Source organism: Reinekea blandensis MED297, assembly GCF_000153185.1.
Classification (GTDB): Bacteria; Pseudomonadota; Gammaproteobacteria; order Pseudomonadales; family Natronospirillaceae; genus Reinekea; species Reinekea blandensis.
Window position 1 is genome coordinate 1 of sequence record NZ_CH724155.1, and the last position, 23,079, is coordinate 23,079.

Here is a 23,079-nt window from a genome sequence, read left to right on the forward strand (position 1 = left end):
CCTTTCTTCATTTTCCGTTCATCGTGCACAACGATGGATTCCATTGATGCGCGTCAGCTCAAAAATGGGGCATTTCTGTAGCCTAAACAGAGAGAAAAACCGACTGGAGAGTCTGATGAAGTTACTGTGTCCCGATTGTTTGAAGGCCGTTGAGGTCATCAAAGCCTGCGGCTGCCGCGATTACTTCTGTAATCACTGTAATCAGTTAGTGAGTAAAAAGAGAGTCATAGAAGAGGGGTCATCAGGCCAGCCGGAAAAACACAGCCAGCCTGAGGTTGAAGCCCGGCCTTAATCGGTGATCAGTGGCACCGGGCAGCTGTTATTGTCGAGATAATCGACGACCTGAATCTTGCCGGAAATAATGTCTTCACGGATGTCGTTAATCCGTTTTTCAGTCTTTTTGGACACCAGGTTTCGATTAAAAATATCCAACTGCCAGTCTACGCCGTTTTCAGCAAGACCCAGAGATTTCACACCTGGCTGCCATTCGCCACGTCGCGCTTCATCCCAGGTACCAAATGCCGCTACGCCGACCTTTTTGACCATCGATGTCAGCATCGTACCGGGGTACAGGAAGTTCTGATTTGAGTCCACACCGATACCATAGACATCGTTTGCCTGATCTGCGGCTCGCAGGGAACCATTACCTGACCCACCCGCGGCGGCATAAATAACTTTGGCGTTGCGGGACTCAATCAGCTCTTCCGCTAATGCCTGCCCCCGGTCGGGATTGGAAAACCCGGTGAAGTCCTGAGCCACCATGCGCATATGCACCTGAATATCATCATTAACGTGATAAGCCCCCTGCGCATAACCACAGCCGAAACGACGGATAAAGGGCAAATCCACACCCCCGATAAAGCCGATATGATCGCTATCAACAGTCATCGCGGCCAGTGCACCCACGACAAAGGAGCCTTCATGCTCTTTAAACACGATGGACTGCACATTGGGTAGATCGACCACCGTATCAATGATGGTGAACTGGAGGTCAGGATACTCCTGAGCGACCTGAGTCAGGGCTTCGGCATAAGAAAAGCCCACAGCAACAATCGGACTGCGCCCCTGACTGGCCAGTTCGCGCAAGACCGATACAAACTGTGTCGGCGATGAGGGGTTCTTCTCGATCAGGTCAGCGCCAAACTGCGCCTTATAGGGCGCGACGCCTTCACGATATACGGCTTCATTAAATGAGCTGTCAAACTTGGCAGCTTCGGTATAAGCCACGGCCGGGCCGTAAGCGAGGGTACCGGTGCTCAGTGCTGACATCATCAGCATCAGGGATAGCGGCTTCTTAAACATCAGGTCACCTGTCAGTCAATACTCGTCGTCATCCCTGTTTTTCGTCGCCCTTTCCTGGGCAAATTTTGTCCAATCACTCAAGATTATAAGATTAACAAAAAAACAGCGCCGTGGCGCTGTTTTAAAGCAATCATCAATGATTGAAGTGGAATCGATTGACTTAAAGTCGGCTGTTGACCAGTTCAACCAGTGCTTCGGTGGTGATACCGAAGTGCTTATACAGCTGATCGGCCGGCGCAGATTCACCGAAGGAGTCCATGCCAATGATGCCGCCTTCTAAACCGACATACTTATACCAGAAGTCTTTTGCAGCCGCTTCAATCGCAAAACGCTTAACACCGGCTGGCAATACAGAGGCCTGGTACTCGGCATCTTGCTTATCGAACACATCCGCACATGGCATAGAGACTACCTGAACCTGCTTGCCTTGAGCTTCAAGTTGCTCTGCAGCTTCCAGCGCCAGGGACAGCTCCGAACCGGTACCGATCAGGACCGCATCCGGCTTGTCGGCAGCCTTGAGGACATACCCGCCTTTACGGATATCAGCCAGCTGCTGAGCCGTACGCGGCTGGTGATCCAGACCTTGTCGGGAGAAAACCATCGCATTCGGCGTCTCAGTGCTCTTAATCGCTTCGACCCAGGCAACAGCAGACTCGGTGTCATCCGCTGGACGCCAGGTGTTCAGATTCGGGGTTGCCCGCATAGACGCTAACTGCTCAACCGGTTGGTGCGTCGGACCATCTTCGCCGAGACCAATGGAGTCGTGAGTGTAGACATGAATCAGCGGCTGCTTCATCAGTGCAGACATACGAACAGCGTTACGAGCGTATTCCATAAAGATCAGGAAGGTAGCGCCATATGGCTTCAAGCCACCATGCAGACTCAGGCCGTTCATGATGGCGGTCATACCAAACTCACGCACACCATAGAAGCAGTAGTTACCGGAAGCATCTGCTGCCGAAATGCCTTGCGCACCGCTCCACAAGGTCAGGTTAGAACCGGCCAGATCCGCTGAACCACCAAAGAGTTCTGGCAGATTTGGTGCCAGGGCTTCAATGCTGTTTTGCGAGGCTTTACGAGACGCAATTTTATCGCCGCTATCGTTCACTTGCTGGATAAACGCGTCCGCGACAGCGTCAAAGTCGGCAGGTAAGTCACCCTTCATACGACGCAGGTATTCTTCTGCCAGCTCCGGATACGCAGCTTTGTAGGCTGCAAATTTTTCATCCCAGGCCGCTTCAACACGCGCGCCTTCGGCTTTGGCATCCCAGGCTTGCTTGATGTCTGCAGGGATCTCGAATGGCGCATGCGTCCAACCCAGTTTTTCGCGGGTCAGCTTAATTTCATCATCACCCAATGGCGCGCCGTGACAATCTTCTTTGCCTTCTTTGTTTGGCGAACCGAAGCCGATGATGGTCTTGCAGCAAATCAGTGTTGGCTGCTCAGTATTCTCACGTGCCGTCTCGATCGCCTGCTTGATCTCTTCCGGATCGTGGCCGTTAACACGAGGAATGACCTGCCAACCGTAGGCTTCAAAGCGTTTTACCGTGTCATCGGTGAACCAGCCTTCAACCTCGCCATCAATGGATATGCCGTTGTCATCATAGAAGGCGATCAGCTTGCCCAGCTCTAACGTTCCGGCCAGCGAGCTGACTTCATGAGAAATGCCTTCCATCAGACAGCCATCACCCAGGAAAACATAGGTGTTGTGATCGACGATGTCGTGACCATCACGGTTGAACTGTGCCGCCAGGACTTTTTCAGCCATTGCCATACCCACGGCATTGGCCAGACCCTGACCGAGAGGACCCGTGGTGGTTTCCACACCGGCGGTGTAGCCATATTCAGGGTGACCTGGTGTTTTGGAATGCAGTTGGCGGAAATTTTTCAGCTCTTCGATGGGCAGATCGTATCCGGACAGGTGCAGCAGAGAGTAGACCAGCATCGATCCATGACCGTTTGACATAACAAACCGATCGCGATCTACCCAGTCCGGATTCGCAGGATTATGCTTGAGAAAATCACCCCACAGAACCTGTGCGATGTCGGCCATGCCCATTGGGGCGCCGGGGTGACCACTTTTGGCTTTTTGTACAGCGTCCATGCTCAGGGCACGGATCGCATTGGCAAGATCACTGCGTGAAGGCATTTTGTTTTTTTCCTCGGAAGATGGGTGCATCGAATTCTGCTGATGATGAGCCTGAACCGGTTTCCTGGCACTTGAATCGGACCGGAGCCCATCAGCGCGCTAAATTGTCCCAGAAACCTACAGTTGATTCAAAGCGAAAAGTGTCACAAACGGATGGCATTCCGCTGGTAAACATGGAAAATTTTGCGCTTTTTGTGTTTTTAGATCGAAAAACTGAGGTCTATCAATTAACCGCCCGTGTTGGATTCGACGCTGTTTGCGGGAAGTGCGTAAAACGGGTCTAACCAAACCGATGACTCGGTCAGTCCTAAGTCCAGTAAGGCTTCTATGAAATCGCACTCTGCTTTTCAGAGCTTTTATTGGTGCGACAACTGACCATTTTCAACGGCAGATGATCGACGATACGTCAGAATTACGCCTTTAAATGCCTGTTCGAGATAATCAGTATGCTCAGGCTTGACTTGGTCGACGTCGTAACCAAAACCGACCATGGCCCGGCTGAGCTTGTTTTTCCGGCCACGACCGGGGTCAACCATGATCACTTCGCAGTCAGGTTTCGCATGCCGATTAATGAATGCAGGCAACAACTCAATGTGTTCATCTTCGTACAACAGATCGCTGCCGATGATGACATCAAAAGCGCCCAGCGTGTCCCGCTCATCAGCCCAGTCGACTCGCTGGTAGGCGATGTCGGCGTCCTGATTTAACGTCGTATTACGCTGCAGAAACGATTCCACCGCAGGATGGTAGTCGGTCGCTGTGACGTCCACTTTACGCTTGTTCAACAGCAGGCTCGTCAACGCCATACCGCAACCAACCTCGAGGATTCGCTTGGTGCCCGTCTCAAAGCCCGCCATATGGTGAGCCAGGACCAGACTGGATGGCCACAGAACACCAAAAATCGGCCAGGATGCCGAGCTGATACCAAGCTCTTCGGCTTCACCGTTCGGGTCGTGGAATTCCTGACGATCACGCAGAGTACACAGGTGGATATCGGTCGTGCCGAACTCCACGGTCTGATATCGCAGACGCAAAGGGGACATAATATTAGAGCCTCAATAGCTATTGCTGAGCCAGCTATCGAAGGGAAGATAAATGACTGAACGGAAACGAACGCCGAGAATAGACCAGAACCGCAATCCATGCACCTTATAAAACCAAAGCAGCGTCAGGGCGTTGCAATGAGTGGAAAATACAGTCCATACATAAATGCATACCATGTATAGAATATGAAGGAATACTCAAATAAATAAGCATAATTAAACTGGGTTTCATACCACCACAGTGAGAAATCATTATGCTTAACTCCCTTACCATTCATCAGTCAGCGCGCGTTGCTGGTTTTCTTTATTTGTTGCTGGCACCGCTCGGGGTCATGGCGTTGATCTATATCCCAGAGTTTTTACAGGTGGCGGGCAATCCCATTGCTACCCAACAGAATCTGGCCAACAACGCGGGCATGGTTGGTTTGAGTATTTTCAGCGCCTTGTTTCTGCAGATCATTCAGCTGGGCGTCGCCTACTGCCTATATCGAATGCTGCGCCCAGTCAGCGATTTTACGGCTCGTTTGATCATCGTGTTTACCGTTTTGGCGATGCCTATTGCCATGCTGATGGAAGTGTTCAAGTCAGTCGCCCTGATGCTGGCGGTCTCCCCGGAGATGGCTGCAGGCTTCAGCACTGAACAGATTGCTACGGGCATCAGTCTTTTGCTTGAGGCTCACGCCGACGGCGTCATGATTGCCCACATTTTCTGGGGATTGTGGCTGTTGCCTATGGGTTGGTTGATCGCTCGCTCGGGTTATTTACCGGCATGGATCGGTTGGTTGCTGATCATTGCCGGGTTTGGATACCTGATCGACACGCTGCTGTGGTCGTTAATGAGTGAAGTACCATTTACCGTTGCCGAATACACCTTTGCCGGCGAAATCATCCTGCCGCTGTGGTTATTGATCAAAGGCGTCAATAAAAGCCGGGTCCCAAATACTGTGGCGGCTTAAAAGAGAACAACGAGTGTCAGAAGCACATTACCGCTTCTGACACTCCGGCAAAAACAGGTGCTGCGATTATTGGTTCGCAACTCGCGTATCACTGTGCCGCATTGACGACAAAGTTCTCCACTACGGCCATACACATTAAGCGACTGGGCAAAGTAGCCCGGTTTACCATCACCGCCGACAAAATCCCGCAAGGTAGTACCGCCCTGATTAATCGCCAGTGCCAACACCTGTTTGATGTTCGCCACCAGGCGTTCACATTCCGCTCGGGTAATTTTCCCAGCCAATTTGTGTGGATAAATACCGCTCAGGAACAAGGCTTCGTTCGCGTAGATATTGCCAACACCGACGACGATGCGCGCATCCATGATGAACGACTTAATCTTGGTTTTGCGCTTGCGACTCATCGCCCAGAGATAATCGACACTGAAATCATCCGTCAGCGGTTCCGGACCCAGATGCGCGATTAACTCATGCTGCTCAAGCGGTGCTTCAGTATAAAGCCAGGCACCAAACCGACGCGGATCGTTGTACCGCAAACGGACGCCGTTATCGAGTTCAACATCGACATGGTCATGCTTGCCCGGTGTCGGATCATCGAGCAGCACCCGAAGACTCCCCGACATGCCCAGATGCACAATCAAGGTTCCACGTTCCAGCTGAATCAAAATGTATTTTGATCGTCGGCTGACGCCGAGCACTCGTTGATCGCGTGTCCAATCATCCAGCTCTGGCGGTATCGGCCAGCGCAATCGAGCGTCACGAACAGTCACTCGTGAGATGGTTCGGTTATTTAGGTGAGGTTCAATGCCACGGCAGGTGGTTTCGACTTCGGGGAGTTCTGGCATGGGAGGCTAAAATGTGATGTTTCGGGTAGTTTAACTACCCTGGTCCTGTTTGTATAAATAATGGCTACTTTTTTGCAGCCAGATGAAAAGCGCTGACCCCTCCTACGAGATCAGCGCCCTAATCCATTACAGTACCGAGATATCCGCCACCTGAACAAACAGCCCACGCAACTTCGACAACAGCGCCAAGCGGTTGTTACGAACGTTGTCGTCATCCGCCATAACCATGACCTTGTCGAAGAAGGCGTCCACGGCGTCACGCAGTGTCGACAGCTCGTTCAGCGCAGTACGGTAATCGGAAGACTGGACCGCTGCGGAAACTTTGGCTTCCACGCCATCCAGCGCTTTCAGTAAATCGCCTTCAACGGACTCTTCAAAGCGAGCCACGTCAATCTCGGTCGGAATATCCCCTTCAACTTTTGAGAGGAAGTTGGAGACCCGTTTGTTGGCTGCCGCCAGCGCTTCGGCCTGATCGAGTTTGGAAAACTCAGCAACAGCCCGCACGCGCAGATCAATGTCGTAAGGCTTAGTCAGGTTCAAGGCGCGCACGGCCTGGAAGACTTCCGTGCGAATGCCTTCGTCGGCGTACCAGGCACTGAAACGATCCAACGCATAGTGCACGACATCGTTCACAACTGCATCGCGCTTCGGCAATTTATTGTGCTGATCGGCCGCAAACGCCACCAAGTCCGCCAGGTCCAGATCGAGTTCACGCTCAACAACAATACGCAGCACACCTAACGCGGCACGACGCAAGGCAAAGGGGTCTTTGGTTCCGGTTGGCGGCTGACCAATACCAAACAGTCCCGACAGGTTATCAAGACGGTCAGCCAAGGCCACGGCCATCCCTTCACGCGATTCGGGTAACGCGTCGCCGGCACCGGCGGGTTTGTACTGCTCAAGAATGGCTTCCGCAACGGCTTCTGGTTCGCCATCGGCCAGGGCGTAATAACGACCGGCAATGCCCTGAAGATCGGTAAACTCAAAGACCATGTCCGTTACCAGGTCGGCCTTGGCTAGATAAGCCGCTCGTTCTGCTTCGGATACCGACGCGTCGATTTGGCCGGCAATATGACCAGCGATTTTCTGAATGCGTTCGACTTTGTCAAAAACACTGCCCAGCTGTTCTTGGAACTTCACAGTTTTCAGTGAAGCAACTCGATCCGCCAATTTGGTTTTCTTATCGGTTTCCCAGAAGAAGGCGGCGTCAGACAGACGCGGACGAATTACTTTTTCGTTGCCTTCAATGACAACTTGCGGGTCTTTCGACTCGATGTTGGCGATGAAAATAAAGTACGGTTGAATATTACCTTCGGCATCGACGGTCGGGAAATACTTCTGATGCTCTTCCATCGACGACATCAGCGCTTCCGCCGGAACCTCGAGGAAACGCTCTTCAAACTGGCCGACCAATGCCACTGGCCACTCATTCAATGCCGTCACTTCGTCGAGTAGGTCAGCATCAATAACCGGCACCACGCCTTTCTCGGCGGCGACCTTTTTCACCTCGGCTTCAATCAGCTTATGACGCTCACCGTATGACGCCATCACTTTGCCTTCAGCACGCAGGGTTTCCTGATAGGCCGACGCTGACGTTATCGCAATATCTTTCGGGGCATGGAAGCGGTGCCCACGGCTCAAATTGCCCGAGCTCACACCATAGATTTCAGCCGGCACCACCTCGTCACCCAACAGCATTAACAACCATTTCACCGGGCGTACGAACTCATCGCGGCGGGCACCCCAGCGCATGCGCTTGGGAATTGGTAACGCATCCAACGTTTGCTGAACAATCTCTGGCAGGAGTTCCGCGGTAGGCTTGCCCGGTTTGACCCCGCGATAAACGAGCCAGGTACCTTTGTCGGTTTCCAGCTCTTCAAGATCGACCACCGTCACGCCACAGGACTTGGCAAAGCCTTCGATCGCCTGTGCCGGGGCTTTGGCATTCGGACCTTTCCGTTCCTGCTCTTCATCCGGCTGTTTCAGTTCCAGATTTTTGAGAGTCAGCGCCAATCGACGAGGGGCGGCAAAACGTTCACTGTCTTCAAACGACAGGCCCGCTTTCTGCAAGCGTTCAATAATGCCCTCAGCAAACGCATTCTTAAGCATTCGCAGCGCCTTTGGTGGCAGCTCTTCGGTGCCCAGTTCAATCAGAAAATCAGCAGTCGACATTATTTGTTCCCCTTCTTGGCAGCTTTTTCGGCAGCGGCTTTCTCTTTGGCAATCACTTCATCTCGCAAAGCAGCCGGGGCCTGCGGAAACTCAAGGCGAAGCCGGGAGTCGAAGTAAGACTTCGCCACCAGTCGGGAAAGGGTACGGATCTGCAGAATGTAGCGCTGACGTTCGGTCACCGAGATCGCCTTGCGGGCATCCAGCAAGTTAAAGGTGTGTGCCGATTTCAAAATCTGTTCGTACGCCGGCAGTGGAAGCTCAGCATCGATCAGCTTTTGTGCTTCACCAGCGTGATAGTCGAACTGATGGAACAGCTCTTTTACGTCGGCGTATTCAAAGTTATAAGTCGATTGTTCCACTTCGTTTTGCAGGTAAACATCGCCGTAGGTGACTGGCGTGCCGTCCGGGCTGATGGTCCAGATCAGGTCGTAGACACTGTCCACGCCTTGAATGTACATCGCCAGTCGTTCCAAACCATAGGTAATCTCACCGGTCACCGGGTAGCATTCGAGTCCACCAACCTGTTGGAAGTAAGTAAACTGAGTCACTTCCATGCCGTTCATCCACACTTCCCAACCCAGACCCCAGGCGCCCAGCGTCGGGTTTTCCCAGTTGTCTTCGACAAAGCGAATGTCGTTGGTTTCCAGATCGATACCGATCGCGGCCAGTGACCCCAGATAGAGCTCCTGAATGTTGTCCGGATTCGGTTTCAGCACCACCTGATATTGGTAATAGTGCTGCAGACGGTTCGGGTTTTCACCGTAGCGACCGTCGGTTGGGCGGCGAGACGGTTGCACGTAAGCGGCATTCCAGGTTTCAGGGCCTAAAGCGCGCAGGAAGGTGGCCGGATGCGAGGTGCCGGCGCCGACTTCCATATCCAGCGGTTGCAAAATGACACAGCCTTGATCGGCCCAGTACTGTTGCAGGGTCAAAATGAGGCCCTGAAAGGTTTGTGTATCCGGTGTTTTAGCGCTCACGAGGATCTTCCGTTTAACCGATGAGTTGAAAATACAAAAGGCTGAGCATTATACACGCTCGACGTCTTAGGGTCACAGGTCAAACGCGTGCTTTGAGAAAGATAAATCGATTGTGGCCTGCCCTTCTCCAGCAATGGAAGAAGCTCTTAGAAGTTAGATGGTGCCCTGTTCCGGTCCATACTTCTCTGCCATGGCATCCAATGATTGCCGAACCAGACGACGGAGGACATCCACGTCTATGTCCTCCAGTTGTTTCACATACAGGCAAGACTTTCCGGTTTTGTATTTGCCCAGTTTGTTCATCAGATTAGGATGAGCGTCGAATCCGCTCATGATGTATATCGTCAGGGCTGTCTTACGATTGGCAAACCCTACCCGCATGAAGTCCCCTTCCCGCCCGCTGTCATATCGATAGTGGTAGGTTCCGAAACCGATGATATTGCTCCACATGACCGGTTCACAGCCGCTTTCTTCACGCATCAACTCAACTAAGTTGGCGCAGTCCTCCCGGCGAACGGGATCATCAATGACGTCCAGATGGGCCTGTACCGAGGCTTCTGTCGGCTGAGTCTTATTTTGGGTGGTCGACATGATGCCCTCCCGGTGTTTCCAGACCTGTCACAGTGTAGAGGAGTTTGTAAAGTTCGCCTCAGGAACGCCAATATTGCGGGGTCAGCATCACCAGCAAGGTGAAGATTTCAAGCCGCCCCAACAGCATGGCAAAACAGAGCAACCATTTGGCGGTGTCTGGAATCGACCCATAATGCGCGGCGACTTCACCCAGACCCGGCCCCAGATTATTCAGAGAGGAGCCAACAGCCGACCAGGTCGTTTCAAAATCAAGCCCCGTGGCAAGCAGGCCGAAAAAAATCACCGCATAGGCCATGATGTAAACACTGAAAAAGCCCCAGACCGATTCAACAACCTTGTCACTGACTTTTCGATGACCAACTTTAACCGGAAATACGCCAGCCGGATGAATCAACCGTTTAATCTCCCGAAGGCCCTGCTTTAAAATCAACATAACCCGGACGACTTTCATGCCCCCAGCCGTAGATCCGGCACAACCGCCGATAAACGACGCCATAAACAACATGAAAGGGGCAAATAAAGGCCAGGTCGAGAAGTCCGCGGTCCCGAAACCGGTCGTGGTCAACAGACTGACGGCTTCAAATATCCCATAACGCGTAGACTCCACAACGTCATAGGTTTGGGTAACCCAGAGCACAAACACCGTTACCACCATCAACACCAGAGCGATGATCAGGAAAAACGAATATTCCGGATCGATCAGATACTGCTTGATCGACTTCGAGTTCCACGCCACATAATGCAGCGCAAAGTTTGCTGAACTCAGCAGCATGAACAGCACAGCGATCATTTCGATGGCGGCACTGTCGAAGAAGCCAATTGAGGCATCGTGAGTTGAGAAGCCGCCAATAGCGACCGTCGAAAACGAGTGAGCCACGGCATCAAACACCGTCATGCCCGCGAGCCAATAGGCCAGTGCGCAGACAATCGTCAACGTCAGGTAGATATACCAAAGGGCCTTAGCCGTCTCGGCAATCCGGGGGGTGAGTTTCGAATCTTTCATGGGTCCAGGCGTTTCCGCCCGATACAGCTGCATGCCACCAATGCCGAGCATCGGTAGTACCGCAACGGCCAAGACAATGATACCCATACCACCGAGCCACTGAAGCTGCTGGCGATAAAACTGCACACTCTGAGGCAGGTTATCGATGCCGGTGATGACCGTCGCACCTGTCGTCGTCAGCCCGCTGAACGATTCAAAAAACGCGTCGGTATAAGACAGATGTACGGACGGTGCGAGTGACAGGGGCACGGAACCCGCGACACCCAGTACCAGCCAGAACATCACGGTGATGACAAAACCGTCTCGTGTTCGCAGGTCTTTGTTCCAGCGCCTGACCGGTAACCACATGATAAAACCGGCCATGAGCACCAGCAGAAAAGCGAGAATAAACGCCATATGGGCGCCGTCGTGATAATACAGTGAGACCAGAACTGAAGGCAGCATCGACAGACTGAAGACCATCAGCAGCAGACCGAGAATTTTCAGTGTGAGACGAAACTGCATGGGTGTCCTTTACCTGTAAGAAAACATCCAGCGGCGCTGGTTCGACAGTGTCCGCTGACACGGTGCCTCAGAAAAACGTAAAACCGACCTGGAACAGACGCTCAACGTCGACGGTACGGCGTTTATCAACCAGAAACAGAATAACATGGTCGCCCGACTCAATCTCGGTGTGGTCATGCGCAATAAGGACGTCATCGTTACGGACAATCGCCCCGATACTGCATCCCTCGGGTAAGTCGATGTCTTCAACAGCGCGACCGACCACTTTGGAAGAGCGGGCGTCACCGTGCGCGACGGCTTCAATGGCTTCCGCCGCACCACGTCGCAGTGAGTGCACATTGACAATGTCACCGCGCCGCACATGCGTCAGCAGACTGCCAATGGTTGATTGAGAAGGCGAAATAGCAATGTCGATATCACCGCCCTGAACCAAATCGACATAGGCAGTGTTATTGATGAGTGTCATCACCTTGCGTGCACCCAAACGCTTGGCCAGCATGGAGGCCATGATGTTGGCTTCGTCGTCGTTGGTCAGGGCCAGAAAAACATCGGTGTCTTCGATGTTTTCATCCAGCAGCAACTCCTGATCGGACGCATCACCGCGCAATACGATGGCTTGCTTGAGATGATTGCTGAGCCATTCGGCCCGACGCTCATTGTGCTCGAGCACTTTCACCGAATAACGATTCTCGATGCTGCGGGCGAGCCGATAGCCGATATTGCCGCCACCTGCGATCAGAATCCGCTTGTAGCTGCTTTCTTTGCGCCGCAACTCGCTCATCACGGCACGGATGTCGTTGGCTTCGGCAATGAAAAACACTTCATCGTCCGCTTCGATCACAGTCGACCCTTCCGGAATGATCGCCCGTCCCTTACGGAAAATGGCCGCCACCCGGGTTTCAATAGACGGCATGTGATGTTTAAGGAAACGCAGTTCCTGACCGACCAGCAACCCGCCATGAATGGCTTTCACGGCCACGAGCTGCAACTTGCCATCGGCAAAATCAAGAACCTGAAGAGCTCCCGGGGTTTCAATTAATCGCTGAATATAGTTGGTCACCAGACGTTCCGGGGAAATCAGAACATCGACCGGAACCGCATCCTGCTGAAACAACCGATCGCCTTCGCGGATATACTGAGGATCGCGGATCCGGGCAATTTTTGTTGGCGTTCGAAACAGTGAAAACGCCACCTGACAGGCAATCATATTGACTTCGTCACTGTTGGTCACAGCAATCAACATATCGGCGTCTTCGGCACCGGCCTGAGCTAAAACATCTGGTAAGGAGGCAAGACCGTTAACGGTACGAATGTCGATCCGATCCTGCAACTCGCGTAACCGAATGCCATCGGTATCGACGACGGTGATGTCGTTTTCTTCCGAGGCCAGATTTTCCGCCAGCGTGCCGCCGACCTGACCTGCACCTAATAAAATAATTTTCACAGCGACCCTCTGACTTTCGGTGGGCGAACAGACCCTCGCAATAGTAGCCGTCTGGACGGTGAAAAACGAGTGTCACCGGTCAACCCGCATGGCATTGCGGCTCAATCAGCCCTGTTTTTTCAACAGTGCATAATAAAAGCCATCGTGCCCATCGGACTGCGGCAACCACTGCACCCCATGCTCGGTATCCACGTCAGCTTGCAAAGCCAACGGCTGTTCCTGAGCCTCCGGATGCGCTTGCAGAAAGGCGGCAATACGATCGGTGTTTTCGTCCGGTAACACCGAACAGGTGGCGTAAAGTAAGTACCCGCCGGGTTTCACTGTGCCCCACAGTCGGTCAAGCAACCGACTCTGAACCTGTGACAGGGCTTTAATGTCGGCGGATTTACGCAGCAGCTTGATGTCCGGGTGACGACGAATCACACCGGTACCGGAACAGGGCGCATCCAATAGGACGGCATCAAACGGCACGCCATCCCACCAGCGTTCGATCTCGGCGGCATCCTCAGCAATCAATTCTGCCGATACGCCAATGCGCTCCAGATTTTCCTGCACCCGACCCAAACGATGCTCGTCAATGTCGATCGCCACCAGTTCAATATCGGCCTTTTCTAACAGATGCCCGGTCTTGCCACCGGGGGCTGAACAGGCATCCAGAACCCGCTGGCCATCGGTAACGGGCAACAACGTGGCACACATTTGCGCCGCTTCATCCTGAACGGACAAAGCTCCATCTTCAAAACCAGGCAACGCCAATACCGGCGCCGGTGATGCGAGGGTTGCGCCCACCGGTGAATGATTTGTTGAATGCGCCACCAAGCCCTCTTTAATGGCCAGGAGTAACCAAGCTTCACGTGTCATCATGCGGCGGTTAATACGCAACGTCATAGGCCCGGGCTGATTCGATTGTACGCAGATGTCAGCAAACTGCTCAGGATAGGCTTGGCGCAATCGCTTATTCAGCCATCCAGGAAAGGACTCCGTTCGCCGCAGCTGAGGCAGAATCGTCTCCCGCTCCCGTTGAAATCGTCGCAGGCTGGCATTGACGAGATTTTTCGCCCATTGTTTTTTCGCGGTCAACGTCGCTTCAACGGTTTCATTAATCGCGGCGTGTTCAGCAACATCAAGATGCCAGAGTTGATAAAGACCGATTGCCAACAGCATGTGCACCAGTCGCTCTTTACCCCGGATTGGTTTCTCAACCAGAAGGTTAATCAGCTCATCCAGCGCAAAGTAATAACGGGTACTGCCATACACCAGTTGTTGCAGAAACGCCTGCTGGTCGGGATCGATATGTTTCAGTCGACGCGGTAGCTCATCATTCAGTGAACGGCCCTCATCAACGACCTGTAGCAGGATCTCGGCAGCAATCAGTCGTGTGTTGGTCATGGTGTGTCCTGTAGCGGTTGCCCCGACCAACAGGTGCGTTCGTCGGGGCAATTAATGAGTTCGGCTCAATCGCCAAATCGGGGAGTGGCTTCGAATTGATCCCTGCGCGAGTTCAACAGGTCACTGATGGCCATGGCTTTCTTACCTGGCAATTGCAGTGTCTCGATTTTCAACAGGCCTTTGCCGGTCGCAACTTTAAGGCCCGCTGCGGACATCTCAACAATGTGACCCGGTTCGGCCTCAGTGCCCGACTGAATGGCCTGAGCTTTATGCAGGCGAACCGTTTGCCCCTGCCATTGCGTGAATGCGCCCGGCCAGGGGGTCAGCCCGCGGATCTGACGATCGATATCGGTAGCGCTTGTCTGCCAATCGATCATCCCTTCCGACTTTTCCAGTTTGCGCGCGTAACAGGCGAACTCATCATCCTGAACTACTGGTTGAGCCGACCCGTTCTCCAACTGATCCAGCGCGGTGATCAGCGCCGGACCACCGATCTCAATCAATCGGTCGTGCAGAGTCTGACTGGTATCGTCTGCCTCGATGGCACAGTCGGCCGTCACCAGCATGTCACCGGTATCGAGCCCGGCATCCATCTGCATGATGGTGACACCGGTCCTGTCATCGCCAGCCAGTAATGCGCGATGGATGGGGGCCGCGCCGCGCCAACGCGGCAGTAAAGAGGCGTGCACATTGACACACCCCAACCGAGGGGAATCGAGGACCACCTGAGGTAAAATCAAACCATAAGCCACAACCACCATCAGGTCGGCATTCAGGCTTTTGAGCTCGTCAACCGAGGCCTCGTCTTTAAAGTTCAACGGCTGGTAAACCGGTATGTCGTGTTCCAGCGCCAGCGCTTTAACCGGTGACGCCGTCAGTTTGCGCCCGCGCCCGGCCGGCCGATCCGGCTGACTGTAAACTGCAATGACATTGTGATGGCTGTTCAGCAGCGCACGCAGGTGCTCAGCAGCGAAGTCCGGCGTCCCGGCAAATACGATATTCAGAGCCATTTATGCTTTTGCTGCCTGTTTATGCTGCTTTTCCAGTTTCTTACGAATGCGGGTCCGCTTCAGGTTCGACAAATAGTCGACAAAGAGTTTGCCATCGAGATGATCAATTTCATGTTGAATGCAGATGGCAAACAGATCCGTTGCTTCGAACTCAATGGCATCGCCATCACGGTTCAACGCCCGCACCGAAATCCGGTCCGATCGCGATACCTTTTCATAATAACCTGGCACAGAGAGACAACCTTCCTGGTATTCAATGTCCTCGCCAAGCCGATCGTATTCCGGGTTAATCAGAATGTGCGGGTCGTTCTGATCTTCGGAAACATCCACCACAATCAGGCGGATGTGACGATCGACCTGTGACGCGGCCAGACCGATTCCAGGGGCGTCATACATGGTTTCAAGCATGTCGTCTGCCAGCTTTTGAATCTCACCGTCAACTTTTTCAATGGGCTTGGCGACCGTTCTCAATCGCGGATCGGGAAATTCTAAAATATCGAGTAATGCCATAACTTATTGATTCACCAACATTAATTTTTCAAAGACACCTGGAAGCACGTTTCAGGAATGCAAAGCAGTTAACATTTTGCAGCATCCATAATTTAGATTTGGCTTTAAGGTGTTGCGCTAAGCAATTGACTGCTAAACTAAAAGTGTTCACTCTTATGTACTGGAAGGGTCAATTTAACGCACCCTTCGCGACCTTTTTTACGCTGAAATCCCGGAACAGGATGAAAGTGCTGACCGGGTGTCAACGAGTGAACCGACTAAGCTTAGTGCCTACAACGCCAAATTGTATAGGGAATCTGGCCATGAGGAAAATCATCGCAGCCTTATTTGCCTGCTGTGCGACCATGGGACTCGCCATGGCCGATGAACTGACCATTAATGATAACGTTCCCGAACGTTATACGGTCGTGAAAGGAGACACCCTGTGGGACATCGCCGATATGTTTCTGCAGGATCCGTGGAAATGGCAGGAGCTGTGGTACAACAACCCGCAGATTGAAAACCCCCACCTGATCTATCCCGGCGACATCATTGCGCTGATCATGGTCAACGGAGAACAGCGACTGACCGTCATTAACCGAGGTGACGACGCGAATACGCTGAAAATCACCCCCGATCAGGTTGATGAAAACGGCGTTGTCAAACTGCGTCCGACCGCGCGCGTCACGCCAATCTTCGGTGCCATCCCAGCAATATCCCGAGAACACGTGGCCGGCTTCCTGTCAGGCAACCGGATTTTACCTGATGACCAGCTGCAGTCGGCCCCATACATTGTCAGCGGCGTCGAAGGACGTCTGTTGTTAGGTGCCGGCGATCGCATCTATGCCCGAGGCGAGTTCACCTCCGAGTTGCCGGTTTACCAGATTTATCGCATCGGCGAACAGTATCGTGACCCGAACACCCGTGAAGTACTGGGTTACGAAGCCATTGAGTTGGGCGCGTCTCGCCTGGAAGAGCTGCAAGGGGACATCGCCACCTTCCGCATCGAACGCTCCAGTCAGCAGATCGCCATTGAAGACCGCATCCTGCCTTCAGATGAAACATTGCTGGATTCCATCTTCTATCCGTCTGAACCGCCAGAAGGGGTCTCCGGTGAAATCCTTGACATCATGCGCGGTGTGCAGTTTATCGGTCAGTTCGATGTGGTGCTGTTAAATGTTGGGGATCGTGAAGGAGTCAAAGCCGGCAACATCTTTCGAGTCAATCGCCGCGGCGAACAGGTTCGCGACCCAATCAACAACGACCGCCTACAATTGCCAGATGAAGAAGGCGGCTTACTGATGGTATTCCGAACCTTTGAGAAAATGTCTTACGGGCTCATTCTCCAGGCACAATTGCCTATGAAGGTCGGCGATCCGATTAGCAACCCTGGATTCTGATTCCCGGCAGCGAATGAAAAGAGCACTCAGGTGCTCTTTTTTTTGCACTACACCTTTTACCGTTTGGATTCTGAATCGGCCGAGACAAGCGAGCACGGCGAAGTACTCAAAATCCCACGCTGTGCAATCCATCACAAAGCTCATCATCCATTAACGAACTTGCTTCGCCACCAAGGTAAAGTTCTTCCTTGCCTTCCGGAAGGATCCGGATCCAAAAACTGAAAGGACAAGCCTATGCTTTCTGATGAACTCGCCTGGCTGCGTTGGGTGTTGATCCCCAATCTTGGCCTGAAACGAAGCCACCAGCTGCTGAACCTAATCGACTCTCCCCAAGCACTCTTTCTCACACCGGATCGATGGCCACTGCCTGAATCGGTTCGCGCAACCATCCGGGAAATGAACCTACTGGGCGAACAACACCCGGTCCACCGACGAGCCCTCGAACAGCTGTCTTGGCGGGATCAGCACGACAGCCATCACCTGCTGTTTCCGGATCATCCGGATATGCCAACATCGCTGTCCGAACTCTACGATGCGCCGCTCGTGCTATGGGTCAAAGGTGAACGGTCGGTACTGAACCAAACCCAGGTCGGCCTGGTTGGCAGTCGGCATGCCAGCCCGAACGCGCTGCGTCATGCCCGGACACTGAGCCAACACCTGTCCGCAGCCGGGTTGGTGGTTACCAGCGGCGGTGCCAAAGGCATCGATACGGCCTGCCATACGGCCGTGGTCTCTCGCCATGGTGCAACCGTTGCCGTCTTGGGCTGTGGTATCGATGTGATCTATCCGAAAAATAACCGACAGCTGTTTGAAGACATTGCCCGCGACGGATGTCTGGTCTCGGAGTACCCCTTGGGGACCACCCCCAGACCCGGTCATTTTCCTCGTCGAAACCGTCTGATTTCAGCACTGTCCACTGTGGTGGGCGTCATTGAAGCGTCCCCTAAAAGCGGCTCGCTGATTACCGCCATGCATGCTCTGGAACAGGGACGTGATGTCTTTGCCATGCCCGGTGACATCGGTAATCCAAACAGCGCCGGCTGCCATCAGTTGATTCAGGAAGGCGCCTCACTGCTGTGCAGCGCCGACGACATACTGAAACACCTCGATTGGCGCAACAGCAGCGCTCCGTCATCTTCTTCAAGGCTGACCCTTGAAGATCTGACCCCTGTCCAGCACTCCATACTGGAGACGCTGAGCAGCGATCAGCATCCGCTGGACATGCTGGCCTACCACCTGCAGGTACCGGCTCATCAATTGCTGGAACCCGTGCTGGAACTGGAACTGAGGGGCTTAATCGAACAACAGCCCGGCGGTTATACACTTTGTGACATTGCCTGACGACGCGGCAATGGCTACTCTTGTGCCCCCCTGACGTTCTGACCCTGACATCGATAATCGACTATGACGTTCAATCAACCACTCCAGATTGCTGCTGAAACCCTGTTGGAAGGTGGCGTAATCGCCTACCCGACTGAAGGCGTTTACGGCCTAGGCTGTGATCCTTTTAACGCCGATGCCGTCAGTCGAATCCTCACGATCAAACGCCGCCCGGTGCATAAAGGCGTGATACTGGTCGCAGACAGGCTTGAGCGATTCGAACCGTTTCTGAACCCGCTAAATGATGCGCAACGAGCCCAACTGAAGGCTCATTGGCCTGGCCCGTACACCTGGGTTATACCGCACAATGGGCGATTGCCTGAGTGGGTGACCGGTGGGCGTCCAACGGTGGCGGTGCGGGTCAGTGCCCATCCTCTGGCCCGCGCACTGTCTGAACGCAGTGGATTACCGATCGTGTCGACCAGTGCCAACCGATCCGGTCGCCCGTCTCTGGTCACCAGTCTCCAGGTTCGGACGGCACTGGGTCAGGACATCGACTGCCTGTTACATGGCCGGGTACAGACCCCGGGGCAAGCCAGCCAGATTACCGATCTCATCAGCGGACAGCGGTTTCGCGACTGATAAATAGGACACACCATGACCGAATTCACCTTCGACATCGAACCCGTCAAACAGTACCTGCTGTCGCTTCAGGATAAGATCACCTCAACCCTCGAACAGGAAGACGGTCGTGCGCAGTTCAGCGAAGAGGGCTGGGATCGACCGGGCGGTGGCGGTGGCCGATCCCGCGTCATCGAAAAAGGAGCACTGTTGGAAAAAGGCGGCGTTGGGTTTTCCCACGTCATGGGTGACACCTTACCACCCAGCGCGACCGCCAACCGACCTGAGCTGGAAGGGGCTCGTTGGCAAGCCATGGGCGTCTCGCTGGTGATGCACCCGGAAAACCCGTTTGTACCCACCTCTCATATGAACGTCCGGCTCTTTGTTGCCGAAAAGCCCGGTTTAGATCCCGTCTGGTGGTTCGGAGGCGGATATGATCTGACGCCGTACTATGGCTTTGAAGAGGACTGCCGTCATTGGCACCAGACTGCTAAACGCGCCTGCGAGCCCTTTGGCGAAACCGTTTACTCTCGCTATAAACAATGGTGTGACGACTATTTCTATCTGAAACACCGCGACGAACCGAGAGGCATCGGTGGCATCTTTTACGACGACCTGAACGAGTGGGACTTCGACACCACCTTTCAGTTCATGCAATCGGTGGGCAATTCCTATCTGGACGCTTACCTGCCCATCACACGCCGCCGCCGGGATATCGCCTGGCAAAGCCAGCATCGGGACTGGCAGGAATACCGCCGTGGGCGATACGTTGAGTTCAATCTGGTCTTTGACCGGGGCACCATTTTCGGCCTGCAATCGGGCGGGCGCACGGAATCGATCCTGATGAGTCTGCCGCCACATGTCCAATGGCGCTACAACTATCAGCCTGAACCGGGCAGTGAAGAGGCGCGGTTAATGACAGAATTTTTGGTGCCCAAAAACTGGGTGTCGGACTGAAGGTTGGCCTTGTGTAATTCTTCATTATTGTGACTACACTGGAGTCTGCATGACTTAAACGACAGCAGGCTCGTATGAAAGCACCATTGCCAGCAGTTAATGAGCAGCAGAGACTCAGCGCTCTGCAGCGCTTAAATATTCTCGACACACCACCCGAAGAGCGCTTTGATCGGATTACCCGTCTCGCCCGAGCGACCTTTCACGTGCCTATCGCACTGGTCAGCCTGGTCGATGAAAACCGCCAATGGTTTAAATCCTGTTTTGGTCTCGATGTGCGGCATACCGATCGGAACATTTCGTTTTGCGGCCATGCTATTCACAGCGATGCGCTGCTGGTCATCGAAAACACGCTCATCGACTCTCGCTTTCACGACAATCCACTGGTGATCGGCAATCCTCACATTCGGTTTTACGCCGGCGCGCCCCTGCATGCACCCGAGGGTGAACGGATCGGAACACTCTGCTTGATAGACCGGAAACCACGGCAACTGGACCACAGTGAACGGAAGCAGTTACGACAGCTGGCAGACATTGTTGAACAAGAGCTGGTCTCTGTCCGTTCAAGCAGCATGGACAGTGAAACGGAGTTGTCGAATCGGAAAGGCCTGCTGGATCTGGCCGATTATTGTTTACTGCGGGCGAGTCAACAGGAGCTGCCCTTGACGCTCGCCGTGATGACGGTTGAGCGAACGAATGAAACCACACCGCTCAGTCACGATGCATTGGTTTACATCGCGGGCGCGTTGAAACAACGACTGCGTGAAACGGATGTACTCGCCCGTACCGGCCCGAACCAGTTCACCATCTTAATGGTCAACTGCGAAGACGATGAGGCAGAGGCCATTCTCGGCGCCTACATCGACATCATTCAATCCGAAGTCACCAAACTGGGGTTTGTTGAAAACCTCCGAATCCAGCTCACGACCGAAGCTCTTAACCCGGCCAATCAAAGCGCCAAACAGCGCCTGGAGGACCTATAGGGCGCGTTGCTCAGCTGGTTCGTATTTGCTCCAGAAGCGGCTCTGAATCATCCGAGAGCAATTTTTTCAGATCGCTGTAACCACCCACCAGGGTTCCTGCAACAAACACCTGTGGAAACGTCGTGAATCCGGTCCACATCTTAATCGCCAGTCGCTCACGCCACTTGGAGAAATAACTGCCGTACTCGAGATAATGAAAACCCACCCCCTTATCGAGCAGTAAACGACGAGCCTTCTTCACAAACGGGTTCTGAGCCATCCCCACCACCACAACAGGATACTGACTGATCGCATTTTGGACTTCGGTAACATAAGCCTGGTCACCACCGAGTCGATCCCGGACATCCGGATGCACTTGCGATTCTGACAATACTGGACGCATATCAACCTCCTCTTCCAACTAATTTAACTCTCTCTAATATGCGTTTGGTCAGCAGCGTCTTCAATGAACCGGCCTGTAAACGTGACTTATGACTGCGAGAGTTTTTCCTGGACGAATGCTAAGGCTCCCCGGTGATCCCGATAATCAAGCGGTACCTCCCACATCGAATCGCCTACTTTGAGGACCATGGAAGGAAACCCCTGTATTGGCAGCTGGCGAGCGTACGTCAGTTCGTCCTGGAATGCCGATTCCAACTCGGCGGACATCAAATCCCGGGCCAGTTTGTCGACATCCAGCCCCAGCTCAGCGGCCAGTGTTAAATGTGTTTCGGTGTCGGATGGGTTCATGGCGCGCAAATAATAAGCTTCCTGTAGCGCATCAGTCATCGCCTCATCCTGGCCTTGCCAGCGTGCCGCAATCACCGCACGGCAGGCCGGATAGGTGGATCGGCGAGGAGTGTTCTTAGTCCAGAAATCGTAGTTGAAGGGTCTGCCTAACAAGCCTTCTATCCGCCGCCAGTAGCCCGCAATGGCCTCTTGCTGCTCTGCTGGCATCGGTACATCACTGTCCGGTGCCAAGCCGCCAACCAGTGTCTGAACCGTGACGATTGGCGTCAATGCCTGTTTTAAACGATCCCATTCGGGCCGATGCGCCCAGCACCAGCTGCACATCGGGTCGTGAACATAATAAAAAATGGATTCTGGAGTCATGACAAACGGCTCTGTGCAATTCAAAGAGTTTCAGACTACAGTAACGTCAAGAAGTTCAATGAGCACTCCGTCAATGGCCTCACATAAACTATCCGCCGATGAACGCCCGATGCCCGGGGATCACCTCTGGGTGCGTAAACAGGGCTATACCCATCATGGCCTCTATCTCGGCGAAAACGACGCGGGAGAGCCTCTGGTGGCGCACTATGCCGGCTGGATCGATGGCTTACGCGGCGGGCCTTTGGAACTGACCGATCTGGACAACTTCCGGAGTGAGCGCACTGTGCATGTCCGGCATTATCGGCACCGGGTGTTTTCCCGTGAAGACAGTGTGCTGCGCGTCCTCAGTCGGTTAGGCGAAGACGATTACGATGTGCACACGAACAATTGTGAACACCTTTGCCATTGGGCGATCATGGGGGATCAGCGATCCCAACAGGTCGAATGGGTCGACACCGTTCTCGGTGCCATCCATCCGGGGCTTGAGGCCGCCAGCCGGAGCCTCAGCGCCGCGCGTCAACCTGGGCATTTACGAGCTCAGCGTCGTCGCAAAGCGCTGAATAACATCGCCCGTGACCTGGCTATCGATTGGGGCGTCAAATCCGCGGCCCGCTGGGTTGCCGGCCCCGTCGGTATGGTTGCCTACGTCGGGTATCGCGTTTCCCGTCAATGGCTCAAATCGAAACGCTGAAGGCTGCCAAACATCAAGGCACTTCACCCACAAAACCGCGTGCCATCGATCCGTGTTTAATCGCCCGTTCTGAGACCTTAGACCAAAGCATAATCCCCGACTGGTCAATGATTGACCCACCGCAATAACTCAAAAACCGCATCG

General features: G+C 53.6%; 22 protein-coding genes. 8 read left to right on the forward strand and 14 right to left on the reverse strand.

From position 1 onward, the window contains the following. The first annotated feature begins 64 nt into the window (after positions 1–64). On the forward strand, positions 65–292 hold the full coding sequence (locus MED297_RS21630) for a YfgJ family double zinc ribbon protein (protein ID WP_336884827.1): 228 nt from the start codon (positions 65–67) through the stop codon (positions 290–292). Here MED297_RS21630 and MED297_RS19375 read toward each other — a convergent pair. The 3 genes from MED297_RS19375 to MED297_RS19390 all read right to left on the reverse strand — a co-directional run bounded on the left by MED297_RS19375 (position 289) and on the right by MED297_RS19390 (position 4,494). Next, entirely contained in the window at positions 289–1,302 is a 1,014-nt protein-coding gene (locus MED297_RS19375; RefSeq protein ID WP_008048036.1) for a BMP family lipoprotein, read from the reverse strand. The genes MED297_RS21630 and MED297_RS19375 overlap by 4 nt on opposite strands. A gap of 160 nt (positions 1,303–1,462) precedes the next feature. Next, complete coding sequence (tkt, locus tag MED297_RS19380; protein ID WP_008048038.1) at positions 1,463–3,451, reverse strand: transketolase; 1,989 nt, start codon at positions 3,449–3,451, stop codon at positions 1,463–1,465. Positions 3,452–3,807: 356 nt separating this feature from the next. Further along, complete coding sequence (locus tag MED297_RS19390) at positions 3,808–4,494, reverse strand: class I SAM-dependent methyltransferase (protein ID WP_008048042.1); 687 nt, start codon at positions 4,492–4,494, stop codon at positions 3,808–3,810. 254 nt (positions 4,495–4,748) lie between these two features. Between MED297_RS19390 and MED297_RS19395 the strand changes: the two genes are divergently transcribed. Further along, positions 4,749–5,450, forward strand: coding sequence for a DUF4386 domain-containing protein (locus MED297_RS19395; RefSeq protein ID WP_008048044.1), 702 nt, complete (start codon positions 4,749–4,751; stop codon positions 5,448–5,450). Here the strand turns inward: MED297_RS19395 and mutM are convergent. From mutM to def, 9 genes are all read right to left on the reverse strand, one after another. Further along, complete coding sequence (mutM, locus tag MED297_RS19400; RefSeq protein ID WP_008048047.1) at positions 5,447–6,295, reverse strand: bifunctional DNA-formamidopyrimidine glycosylase/DNA-(apurinic or apyrimidinic site) lyase; 849 nt, start codon at positions 6,293–6,295, stop codon at positions 5,447–5,449. The genes MED297_RS19395 and mutM overlap by 4 nt on opposite strands. A gap of 126 nt (positions 6,296–6,421) precedes the next feature. Next, positions 6,422–8,467, reverse strand: a complete 2,046-nt coding sequence (glyS, locus tag MED297_RS19405; protein WP_008048048.1) for a glycine--tRNA ligase subunit beta — start codon at positions 8,465–8,467, stop codon at positions 6,422–6,424. Next, on the reverse strand, positions 8,467–9,444 hold the full coding sequence (gene glyQ / locus MED297_RS19410; RefSeq protein ID WP_008048049.1) for a glycine--tRNA ligase subunit alpha: 978 nt from the start codon (positions 9,442–9,444) through the stop codon (positions 8,467–8,469). Before glyQ ends, glyS begins: the two co-directional genes overlap by 1 nt. Before the next feature lie 153 nt (positions 9,445–9,597). Then, complete coding sequence (locus tag MED297_RS19415; protein ID WP_008048050.1) at positions 9,598–10,035, reverse strand: DUF1801 domain-containing protein; 438 nt, start codon at positions 10,033–10,035, stop codon at positions 9,598–9,600. A gap of 58 nt (positions 10,036–10,093) precedes the next feature. After that, entirely contained in the window at positions 10,094–11,542 is a 1,449-nt protein-coding gene (locus MED297_RS19420; protein ID WP_008048051.1) for a TrkH family potassium uptake protein, read from the reverse strand. A gap of 67 nt (positions 11,543–11,609) precedes the next feature. Next, positions 11,610–12,986 (reverse strand): Trk system potassium transporter TrkA, encoded by a 1,377-nt coding sequence (trkA, locus tag MED297_RS19425; RefSeq protein ID WP_008048052.1) that lies wholly within the window; start codon positions 12,984–12,986, stop codon positions 11,610–11,612. 105 nt (positions 12,987–13,091) lie between these two features. Further along, positions 13,092–14,375: a 16S rRNA (cytosine(967)-C(5))-methyltransferase RsmB gene (gene rsmB / locus MED297_RS19430; protein WP_008048053.1), complete on the reverse strand. Its 1,284-nt coding sequence runs from the start codon at positions 14,373–14,375 to the stop codon at positions 13,092–13,094. Between the two features lie 65 nt (positions 14,376–14,440). After that, complete coding sequence (fmt, locus tag MED297_RS19435) at positions 14,441–15,385, reverse strand: methionyl-tRNA formyltransferase (protein WP_008048054.1); 945 nt, start codon at positions 15,383–15,385, stop codon at positions 14,441–14,443. Continuing rightward, positions 15,386–15,895 (reverse strand): peptide deformylase, encoded by a 510-nt coding sequence (gene def, locus MED297_RS19440; protein WP_008048063.1) that lies wholly within the window; start codon positions 15,893–15,895, stop codon positions 15,386–15,388. A gap of 302 nt (positions 15,896–16,197) precedes the next feature. Between def and MED297_RS19445 the strand changes: the two genes are divergently transcribed. From MED297_RS19445 to MED297_RS19465, 5 genes are all read left to right on the forward strand, one after another. Next, complete coding sequence (locus tag MED297_RS19445) at positions 16,198–17,274, forward strand: LysM peptidoglycan-binding domain-containing protein (RefSeq protein WP_008048065.1); 1,077 nt, start codon at positions 16,198–16,200, stop codon at positions 17,272–17,274. 234 nt (positions 17,275–17,508) lie between these two features. After that, positions 17,509–18,615, forward strand: coding sequence for a DNA-processing protein DprA (gene dprA / locus MED297_RS19450; protein WP_008048067.1), 1,107 nt, complete (start codon positions 17,509–17,511; stop codon positions 18,613–18,615). Between the two features lie 63 nt (positions 18,616–18,678). Beyond that, a complete protein-coding gene (gene tsaC / locus MED297_RS19455) occupies positions 18,679–19,236 on the forward strand; it encodes an L-threonylcarbamoyladenylate synthase type 1 TsaC (protein WP_008048068.1) in 558 nt (185 codons plus the stop codon). 15 nt (positions 19,237–19,251) lie between these two features. Then, complete coding sequence (gene hemF / locus MED297_RS19460) at positions 19,252–20,172, forward strand: oxygen-dependent coproporphyrinogen oxidase (protein WP_008048070.1); 921 nt, start codon at positions 19,252–19,254, stop codon at positions 20,170–20,172. A 74-nt stretch (positions 20,173–20,246) separates the two neighbouring features. Further along, a complete protein-coding gene (locus MED297_RS19465) occupies positions 20,247–21,152 on the forward strand; it encodes a GAF domain-containing protein (RefSeq protein WP_008048072.1) in 906 nt (301 codons plus the stop codon). A gap of 10 nt (positions 21,153–21,162) precedes the next feature. Here MED297_RS19465 and MED297_RS19470 read toward each other — a convergent pair whose 3' ends face one another. Both MED297_RS19470 and MED297_RS19475 read right to left on the reverse strand, forming a co-directional pair. Then, positions 21,163–21,534 carry a glutaredoxin gene (locus MED297_RS19470; protein WP_008048074.1) on the reverse strand — a complete coding sequence of 124 codons (372 nt, stop codon included), beginning with the start codon at positions 21,532–21,534 and terminating at the stop codon, positions 21,163–21,165. Positions 21,535–21,620: 86 nt separating this feature from the next. Continuing rightward, complete coding sequence (locus MED297_RS19475) at positions 21,621–22,244, reverse strand: DsbA family protein (RefSeq protein WP_008048075.1); 624 nt, start codon at positions 22,242–22,244, stop codon at positions 21,621–21,623. A 58-nt stretch (positions 22,245–22,302) separates the two neighbouring features. On the opposite strand from MED297_RS19475, the gene MED297_RS21635 reads away from it, so the two are divergent. Further along, on the forward strand, positions 22,303–22,935 hold the full coding sequence (locus MED297_RS21635; RefSeq protein ID WP_161599321.1) for a lecithin retinol acyltransferase family protein: 633 nt from the start codon (positions 22,303–22,305) through the stop codon (positions 22,933–22,935). Positions 22,936–23,079 lie beyond the last annotated feature (144 nt).

Bases quoted from the DNA above. Each gene is read 5' to 3' on its own strand.
- MED297_RS21630 (WP_336884827.1), top strand. From the start codon at position 65: ATGGGGCATTTCTGTAGCCTAAACAGAGAGAAAAACCGACTGGAGAGT.
- MED297_RS19375 (WP_008048036.1), bottom strand. From the start codon at position 1,302: ATGTTTAAGAAGCCGCTATCCCTGATGCTGATGATGTCAGCACTGAGC.
- tkt (WP_008048038.1), bottom strand. From the start codon at position 3,451: ATGCCTTCACGCAGTGATCTTGCCAATGCGATCCGTGCCCTGAGCATG.
- MED297_RS19390 (WP_008048042.1), bottom strand. From the start codon at position 4,494: ATGTCCCCTTTGCGTCTGCGATATCAGACCGTGGAGTTCGGCACGACC.
- MED297_RS19395 (WP_008048044.1), top strand. From the start codon at position 4,749: ATGCTTAACTCCCTTACCATTCATCAGTCAGCGCGCGTTGCTGGTTTT.
- mutM (WP_008048047.1), bottom strand. From the start codon at position 6,295: ATGCCAGAACTCCCCGAAGTCGAAACCACCTGCCGTGGCATTGAACCT.
- glyS (WP_008048048.1), bottom strand. From the start codon at position 8,467: ATGTCGACTGCTGATTTTCTGATTGAACTGGGCACCGAAGAGCTGCCA.
- MED297_RS19415 (WP_008048050.1), bottom strand. From the start codon at position 10,035: ATGTCGACCACCCAAAATAAGACTCAGCCGACAGAAGCCTCGGTACAG.
- MED297_RS19420 (WP_008048051.1), bottom strand. From the start codon at position 11,542: ATGCAGTTTCGTCTCACACTGAAAATTCTCGGTCTGCTGCTGATGGTC.
- rsmB (WP_008048053.1), bottom strand. From the start codon at position 14,375: ATGACCAACACACGACTGATTGCTGCCGAGATCCTGCTACAGGTCGTT.
- fmt (WP_008048054.1), bottom strand. From the start codon at position 15,385: ATGGCTCTGAATATCGTATTTGCCGGGACGCCGGACTTCGCTGCTGAG.
- def (WP_008048063.1), bottom strand. From the start codon at position 15,895: ATGGCATTACTCGATATTTTAGAATTTCCCGATCCGCGATTGAGAACG.
- MED297_RS19445 (WP_008048065.1), top strand. From the start codon at position 16,198: ATGAGGAAAATCATCGCAGCCTTATTTGCCTGCTGTGCGACCATGGGA.
- dprA (WP_008048067.1), top strand. From the start codon at position 17,509: ATGCTTTCTGATGAACTCGCCTGGCTGCGTTGGGTGTTGATCCCCAAT.
- tsaC (WP_008048068.1), top strand. From the start codon at position 18,679: ATGACGTTCAATCAACCACTCCAGATTGCTGCTGAAACCCTGTTGGAA.
- hemF (WP_008048070.1), top strand. From the start codon at position 19,252: ATGACCGAATTCACCTTCGACATCGAACCCGTCAAACAGTACCTGCTG.
- MED297_RS19465 (WP_008048072.1), top strand. From the start codon at position 20,247: ATGAAAGCACCATTGCCAGCAGTTAATGAGCAGCAGAGACTCAGCGCT.
- MED297_RS19470 (WP_008048074.1), bottom strand. From the start codon at position 21,534: ATGCGTCCAGTATTGTCAGAATCGCAAGTGCATCCGGATGTCCGGGAT.
- MED297_RS19475 (WP_008048075.1), bottom strand. From the start codon at position 22,244: ATGACTCCAGAATCCATTTTTTATTATGTTCACGACCCGATGTGCAGC.
- MED297_RS21635 (WP_161599321.1), top strand. From the start codon at position 22,303: ATGAGCACTCCGTCAATGGCCTCACATAAACTATCCGCCGATGAACGC.